The organism is Flavicella sp. (genome assembly GCF_029238425.1).
GTDB lineage: Bacteria > Bacteroidota > Bacteroidia > Flavobacteriales > Flavobacteriaceae > Flavicella.
Genome location: NZ_JAQWGB010000116.1, coordinates 1 through 7708, shown reverse-complemented (window position 1 = coordinate 7708; position 7708 = coordinate 1). Strand labels below are relative to the sequence as shown.

5 protein-coding genes and 1 pseudogene are annotated in these 7708 nt (G+C 32.2%); 4 read left to right on the top strand and 2 right to left on the bottom strand.

All coding sequences use genetic code 11. The annotated features are described in order from the left end of the window. The 4 genes and pseudogenes from P8H68_RS08705 to P8H68_RS08690 all read left to right on the top strand — a co-directional run. A pseudogene (locus P8H68_RS08705) lies at positions 1 to 300 on the top strand (hypothetical protein); the annotation flags it as partial. Then, a complete protein-coding gene (locus P8H68_RS08700; RefSeq protein ID WP_300323606.1) occupies positions 281 to 931 on the top strand; it encodes an SCO family protein in 651 nt (216 codons plus the stop codon). The pseudogene P8H68_RS08705 and the gene P8H68_RS08700, both read left to right, overlap by 20 nt. A gap of 75 nt (positions 932 to 1006) precedes the next feature. After that, positions 1007 to 1759 carry a shikimate dehydrogenase gene (locus P8H68_RS08695; RefSeq protein WP_300323604.1) on the top strand — a complete coding sequence of 251 codons (753 nt, stop codon included), beginning with the start codon at positions 1007 to 1009 and terminating at the stop codon, positions 1757 to 1759. A gap of 117 nt (positions 1760 to 1876) precedes the next feature. Then, positions 1877 to 3799: a DUF349 domain-containing protein gene (locus tag P8H68_RS08690; RefSeq protein WP_300323602.1), complete on the top strand. Its 1923-nt coding sequence runs from the start codon at positions 1877 to 1879 to the stop codon at positions 3797 to 3799. 214 nt (positions 3800 to 4013) lie between these two features. Here the strand turns inward: P8H68_RS08690 and yidC are convergent, their stop codons facing one another. Together yidC and P8H68_RS08680 are read right to left on the bottom strand one after the other, a co-directional pair. After that, positions 4014 to 5918, bottom strand: coding sequence for a membrane protein insertase YidC (yidC, locus tag P8H68_RS08685; protein ID WP_300323599.1), 1905 nt, complete (start codon positions 5916 to 5918; stop codon positions 4014 to 4016). Positions 5919 to 5948: 30 nt separating this feature from the next. After that, positions 5949 to 7577 carry a CTP synthase gene (locus P8H68_RS08680; protein ID WP_300323596.1) on the bottom strand — a complete coding sequence of 543 codons (1629 nt, stop codon included), beginning with the start codon at positions 7575 to 7577 and terminating at the stop codon, positions 5949 to 5951. Positions 7578 to 7708 lie beyond the last annotated feature (131 nt).

Genomic DNA, 7708 nt, shown 5'->3' with positions numbered 1-7708 from the left:
CTTGTTTCTGATTATACAACCTATTGGTCTAATGGAAATAAAGCGTACCATGTTACTTATAATCTAAATGGGAAAAGAAATGGACTGGAAACAAGTTGGTGGGCAGATGGTAAACTTTCTAAAAAAAGAAACTTAAGTAATGGTAAAGAAAACGGTTTGCAAAAAGCATGGTTGCAAAATGGTAAATTATATGTAAATTATGAAGCAAAAGAAGGCAGGATCTTTGGAATGCGCCGTGCAAATTCTTGCTATAATTTAAAGAAAGAAACCGTTATCAAATATGAAGATTATAAAAATTAATGTATTACTTCTTTTCCTGGTTTGTTTAGGTTGTAAAGATGCTAAAACAAAAAGTAGGGTGGCAAATTTACCTTATTATAAAGATGAAAGTTTTACTCCTTATTGGTTAGAACCAGGTAGTGATGAAGAAAAGAATTTTCATAGTGTTTCTAATTTTTCAATGACTAATCAAGAAGGGGGAAATATTACAGATGCTACTTTTTCAGGTAAAATATATGTAACGGATTTTTTCTTTACCTCATGTCCAGGAATTTGTCCAAGAATGACTGCAAATATGAAAGAAATTCAAGATGCTTTTTTGAATGAAGAAAAGTTATTGCTATTGTCTCATTCTGTGACACCTGAAAAAGATTCTGTTCCAGCTTTAAAAGACTATGCTATAAATAAAGGAGCGATTTCAGGAAAATGGCATTTGGTTACTGGTGATAGAAAGGCGATTTATGACTTGGGTAGAAATCAATATTTTGTAGAGAATGATTTGGGGATTGTAAAAGATGAAGATGATTTTTTACATACAGAAAATTTTTTACTGATTGATAAAAACAGGCATATAAGAGGGATTTATAATGGTTTGAATAGAGCCTCTATAAATCAGCTCAAAATTGATATAGAAACTTTGCTAAAGGAATAATAACTGTTGAGAAATTAAGAGAAATGTATGGTCACCAACTAGGATTTCAATATTTTTGCGTTCAAAATAAATGATATGAGTGCAAAGAAACTTTTTGGATTGGTTGGTAAAAATATTGAATATTCATTTTCTAGAGGATATTTCTCTGAAAAGTTTGACAAACTTCAATTGAATGATAATTCATACGTAAATTTTGACCTAGCATCTATTGAAGAGTTTCCTGCTGTTTTTGATACACATAAAGAAACTTTGCAGGGAATGAATGTTACCATCCCTTACAAAGAGGATGTAGGCGCTTTTTTAGATGAAATTGATGAAGAGGCTGCAGAGATAGGAGCAATCAATACCATTAAAATATATAAGAATGGGAAACGCAAAGGTTTTAATACCGACGTTTATGGCTTTGATCAATCTATTGCTCCCTTTATAAAAGACACTCACAAAACAGCATTGATTTTAGGAACTGGTGGAGCCTCTAAGGCGGTTGCATATGCGTTTAAGAAACGTGGAATAAGTTATAAATTTGTATCTCGTATTCCTAAGGATGATAATCAGATTAGCTATGAAAACCTATCAGAAAAAGTAATTTTAGAAACAGGAATCATAGTAAATTGTTCTCCAATAGGTACACATCCAGATGTTGACAAACATCCAAACATACCGTTTCAATTCTTAAATGACTCTCATTTATTATTTGATTTGATATACAATCCATCAGAAACTGCTTTTTTAAGAAAAGGAAAAGAGCAGGGGGCGAGTATTGCCAATGGAATGAAAATGCTGGAACTTCAAGCAGAAAAATCTTGGGAAATTTGGAATAGGCAATAGTAAAACAGCCTGTTTCTTTACATTTAACTCCTTCTTTTTTAAAGCGTTTAATTTTGTTGTTTAAGATGCTATAGTTATATTTAAACAATTATAATTAGGAACTTTAAACACGTTAAGATGTTAGACGCAGTAAATAGTAATTCTGAAGATGTAGAAAAATCAACTGAAGATCAGAAACAAACAGATTCTTCAACAAATACTGAAGCTAAAGAGGTAGAAAAAAACACAGAAAATGCATCTGATGAGACTACTGCAGCTTTAGAGAAAGTTGTTTCTTCCATAGAGGAGAAAGTAGCTGCTGATGCTGAAAAAGTAGAAGAGAAAGAAGTAGTTCCAACGATAGATTATGCTTCTTTAAGCATGGAAGAGATTGTGAAGGAAATAAAAAATCTTGTCAAGGATGAAAAAATTCAAGCAATAAAGACAAGTGTTGAATCTCTTAGAAAATCTTTCGATACCAAATTTAGCGAATTATTGGCTTCTAAAAAGGCAGCTTTTTTGGCAGAAGGAGGAGAGTCTATTGATTTTCATTTTTCAAGTCCTGTCAAAGTGGAGTTCAACGAAATTATCAATGAATATAGAACAAAAAGAAATAAGCATTATTCAGAATTAGATTCTCAATTGAAAGAAAATCTTGATAAGAGATTGGCGACCATTGAGGCTTTAAAGGGAATTATTGAAAAAGCTGATTCTAAAACTATGCATAAGGAGTTCAAAGAACTTCAAGAAACTTGGAAATCTATTGGTCCCGTACCAAGAACAAAATATAACAATACCTGGAGAAATTATCATCATCATGTAGAGCGTTTTTATGATTTGCTACATATGAATAATGATTTACGCGAGTTGGATTTTAAACACAATCTTGAGGAAAAAATTAAGATTGTTGAAAAGGCATTTGAACTGACTTTAATGGAAGATGTTTCAAAAGCGTTTAAAGGCTTGCAAGAGCTTCATAAAGCTTGGAAAGAAGATATCGGACCGGTTTCAAGAGAATTTAGAGAGGAAATCTGGCAAAAATTTAGTGAGGCAACAAAAATCATTCACGACAAAAGAGATAAGTATTTTGATGAGCAAAAATCGAAATATCAAGAGAATATTCAAAAGAAGTTAGAGGTCATCGCTGCATTGGATAAATTTGATGTTTCTAAAAATAAAACCCATTCTGATTGGCAAAGGTCAATCAAAGATTTTGAAGCTCAGAGAGAGGTGTTTTTTACTATCGGAAAAGTGCCAAGAAATAAAAGTCAGAAAATTTGGGATCAATTGAAAGCTGTTACAAAGGGTTTCAATCATGCAAAAAATCAATTCTATAAGGAATTAAATTCTGTGCAACATTCCAATTTAGAAAAAAAGACGGCTTTGTTAGAATTGGCTAAATCTTTAAAAGATAGTGACGATTTTAAAAGTGTTACTGGTCAAATGAAAAAAATCCAAGCAGATTGGAAAACGATAGGTCATGTGCCTAGAAAACATTCCGATAAAATTTGGAAAGAATTCAAAGACGCATGTAATCATTATTTTGATAGAGTACACCAAATTCAGGATAACGGTTCTAATGAAGAATTAGAGGCTCTGGCCACGAAAAAGGATTTCTTATCTCAAATTTTAGGGGTCATTGGAAACACTGAAATTACGCTAGAGGAAGTGAAAGCCTATATGCAAACTTGGAAAAACATAGGTAGAGTTCCTAGAAAAGACAAACAGATTGAAGCGGATTTTAATTCAGCTATAGAAAAGTTGTTTGCTCAGTTAGCAATTGAAGGAGCTGAATTACAAATGTTAAAATATAAAATGCAAATTGACACGTATTTGACTTCAAATAACTCTAGAAAAATTGAGAGTGAAGTTCAGTTTGTGAGAAAGAAAATTGACGAAATTACGAAAGGAATTCAGCAGCTGGATAATAATATTAGTTTTATTGCCAATGCAAATGAGGATAACCCTTTGGTTAAAAATGTTAGAAACTCAATTGCCGAACAAACAAAAGGATTGAAAGTTTGGAAAGATAAATTAGCTTATTTAAGAAGTGTAAACTAATTTTAATTTAGAAAATAAAAAAGGCTACTTATAAAGTAGCCTTTTTTTATGCAATAGATTTAAATAATTAATTGAATGACATAGATTCAAGAATTCGAAAACTTTGTCAGGACAACCTGAAAATTGTTCTGTTTATTTGATAAGTCTATACGAAATATCATAAAAAAGAAAGGCTACCATACTGGTAGCCTTTTTTAGTTTAAGAAAATAATTGTTATTTCTTTTTCTTTCCTTGTTTTTGTTGCACTTTTTGTTGCTCTTGTGCTTGTTTCATTGCATCGTCCATTCTTTGTCTGAATTTACCTTTTTTCTTTTCAGGACGTTTTTTGTTTTCTTGAATCTGAGCATGAATCTTATCTTCATCAATGATAAAGTTTTTGATTACTAACATAATTGTAATTGTCAACAAGTTAGATACAAAATAGTACAAACTTAAACCTGATCCATAGGAGTTAAAGAAAACTAACATCATGATAGGAGAGAAGTACATCATCATCTTCATCATTTTTTGCATGTCAGGCATTCCTTCTTGTGCAGGTTGTTGCATATTCATTTGTTGACTCTGACTCATTCTCATGTAAAAGAAAATTGCAACAGAAGCCAATATTGGAAATAAACTAACGTGATCTCCGTAGAAAGGAATTGTAAATGGCAATTGAAAAACAGAATCGTAAGATGATAAATCATCTGCCCATAAAAATCCTTGTTGACGTAAGTCTATCGCTGCAGGGAAAAACCTAAATAAAGCAAAGAAAACCGGCATTTGCAAAAGAGCAGGAATACAACCTGCCATCATGCTAACACCTGCTTTACGTTGTAAAGCCATTGTTTCTTGTTGACGTTTCATTGCATTGTCTTTACCAGGATATTTTTCATTGATCGCTGTCATTTCAGGTTTCAACACTTTCATTCTAGCACTTGACAAATAAGACTTGTATACCAATGGAGACATGAAAATTCTAACCACAATGGTCATTAAAATAATAACCAATCCGTAGTTGCTAATCAATCCTCCTAAAAGGTTAAACAAAGGAATAAAAGCATGTTTGTTAATCCATCCAAAGATTCCCCAACCAAGGTCAACTACATTTTCAATGTTTTTATCATAACTAGATAATAAACTGTAATCGTTAGGTCCTATAAATAAGCTAAAGCCATTGTTAATTTCTCCATTATTTAATTCTATTGGAGCAGAAACTTCAAAGTTTTTAGTAAAAACTTTATCTGTAGCTTCGTCTTTGAATAATGTTTGAGAAGCAAGGTTGGCAGTTTTAAATGGTGTTTCAGCGATTAAAATCGTTGAAAAGAAATGTTGTTTAAAAGCAAACCATGAAACTTGAGATTCTTGCTCACTATCATCACCAGAAATAGAAAGATCATCTTTTTTGTTTCCTTCTTTTTCATAGATCAAAGCAGTCATCTGATTTTCGTACTTCATACTTTTTTCATGACGAAAAGCTTTCAATTGGTAGTTCAAATTAATTTTATTTGAACTATTGATCACAGAACCTAGTCCTACAGAACGAACAGCAAAACCAACCATATAGTTATTTGGTTTTAGTTCATATCTGTATTCTAGATAATTACTTTCAGAAACTTTTAACCTCATAGAAAGAACTGAATTCTCTCCATTTTTAGTAAGATTTGGTTGAAATACTAAATCTTTTGTATTAAAAGTTCTATTGGATGTAGTTCCAAAATTTAAATTAAAAGAAGCATTGGCATCTTTAATTAAATATAGAGGTAAAGAATCGTAAGATTTATAGTTTTTAACTAAGGCTTCTACAATTTGTCCCCCTTTATTAGCAACAGTAAGTTTTAATACATCATTTTCTATAACAGTAGTACCTTCTTGTTCCACATTCAATCCCGCAGAATAAGCAAAGCTTCCTAACCTTTTTTGAGCTTCAATAGAAGCTATAGAATCAGAAACAACAGTTTGTGTTGTTAAGTTTCCTTCGGTTGGAGCAGGAAAACCTTCTTGAGTAGCAACTTCTTCTGTTGAAGTAGCTTCTTCTATTTGTTCTTCTGGTTGGTTTGTGTACATGAACCAAAGCATGATCGCCCCTAGCAGCAAAAATCCAATTATTGAATTGGCATCAAATTTTTTTTCTTCCATTTTGATTTTATTAAACTGAGAATTCAGTTTTTAATTAATTATCGTCCTTTTTAGAGTGTATTGTAAAGCAGCATCCACAAACTCCACAAATAGAGGATGAGGATTCAATACAGTACTCTTGTATTCTGGGTGGTATTGAACAGCTACAAACCAAGGATGATCTTCTACTTCAACAATTTCTACCAATCCAGTTTTCGGATTAACACCCGTAACTTTTAAACCAGCATCTGTTAATTGTTTTAAATATTCGTTGTTAAATTCATAACGGTGTCTATGACGCTCACTAATCAATTCAGACTTATATGCAGCGTACACTTTAGAATCCTCAGAAATTTTACAATCCCAAGCACCCAAACGCATCGTTCCTCCTTTTTCAGTAACATCTTTTTGATCTTCCATTAAGTTGATCACTGGGTTTGGACAAGCAGCATCCATTTCTAAAGAATTGGCATCTTTTATTCCTACAACATTTCTAGCATATTCAATTACTGCCATTTGCATTCCCAAACAAATTCCTAAGAATGGAATTTTGTTTTCACGTGCATAACGTACAGCATCAACTTTTCCTTCTGTTCCACGGTTTCCAAATCCAGGTGCTACTAAAATAGCATCTAAATCTTTTAGTTTTCTAGGGATGTTCTCCAAAGTAAGATCTTCAGAATGGATCCATTGAATTTTAACTTTTACTTCATTAGCAGCACCAGCATGAATAAAAGCTTCGGAAATTGATTTATAAGCATCATGTAATTCAACATATTTACCAATCAAACCAATTTTCACTTTGTTTTTAGGACTTTTATGTTTTCCTAAAAATTTATTCCAATCCACCAATTTAGGCTGATCGTTATCGCATAAATCTAATTTTTTCAAAACCACTTTGTCCAATCCTTCATAAAACATAAGATTTGGGACATCGTAAATAGTTTCAGCATCTAAAGAAGAAATTACATCCTCTTTTTTAACGTTACAGAACAATGCTAATTTACGTTTGATATCATCGGAGATTTTATGCTCAGATCTACATACTAATACATCAGGGCTAACTCCACTTTGCATCAACATTTTTACAGAATGCTGAGTTGGTTTTGTTTTTAATTCTCCTGCAGCAGCCAAGTAAGGTACCAAAGTCAAGTGAACAACAATCGCATTGTTATCTCCTAACTCCCATAATAATTGACGTACAGATTCTACATAAGGTAATGATTCAATATCACCTACAGTTCCACCTATTTCCGTAATTACTACATCATAATCACCTGTTTTACCTAGAATTTGTATTCTTTCTTTAATTTCATTGGTGATATGAGGAATTACTTGAACGGTTTTTCCTAAAAACTCTCCTTTTCTTTCTTTATCAATAACAGATTGATAAATTCTTCCTGTGGTAACATTGTTAGCCTGAGAAGTTGGGATGTTTAAAAATCGTTCGTAGTGACCTAAATCTAAATCAGTTTCAGCCCCGTCATCCGTCACATAACATTCTCCATGTTCGTATGGGTTTAAGGTTCCTGGATCGATGTTGATATAGGGGTCTAATTTCTGAATAGTAACAGAATATCCTCTTTCTTGAAGTAATTTCGCTAGTGAAGCAGCAATAATACCTTTTCCTAGTGATGAAGTAACGCCTCCTGTAACAAAAACGTATTTGGTGTTTTTCATTATCCTTATGTTTCGGCAAAAATACTAACTCTATTTTAGTTGACAAACCAAATGAGTCTAAAAATACTGTGAAATTTAAGGATCAATTGTTTTCTAAATAACTTACAGCGCGTTAAATCAAAATCTAATTA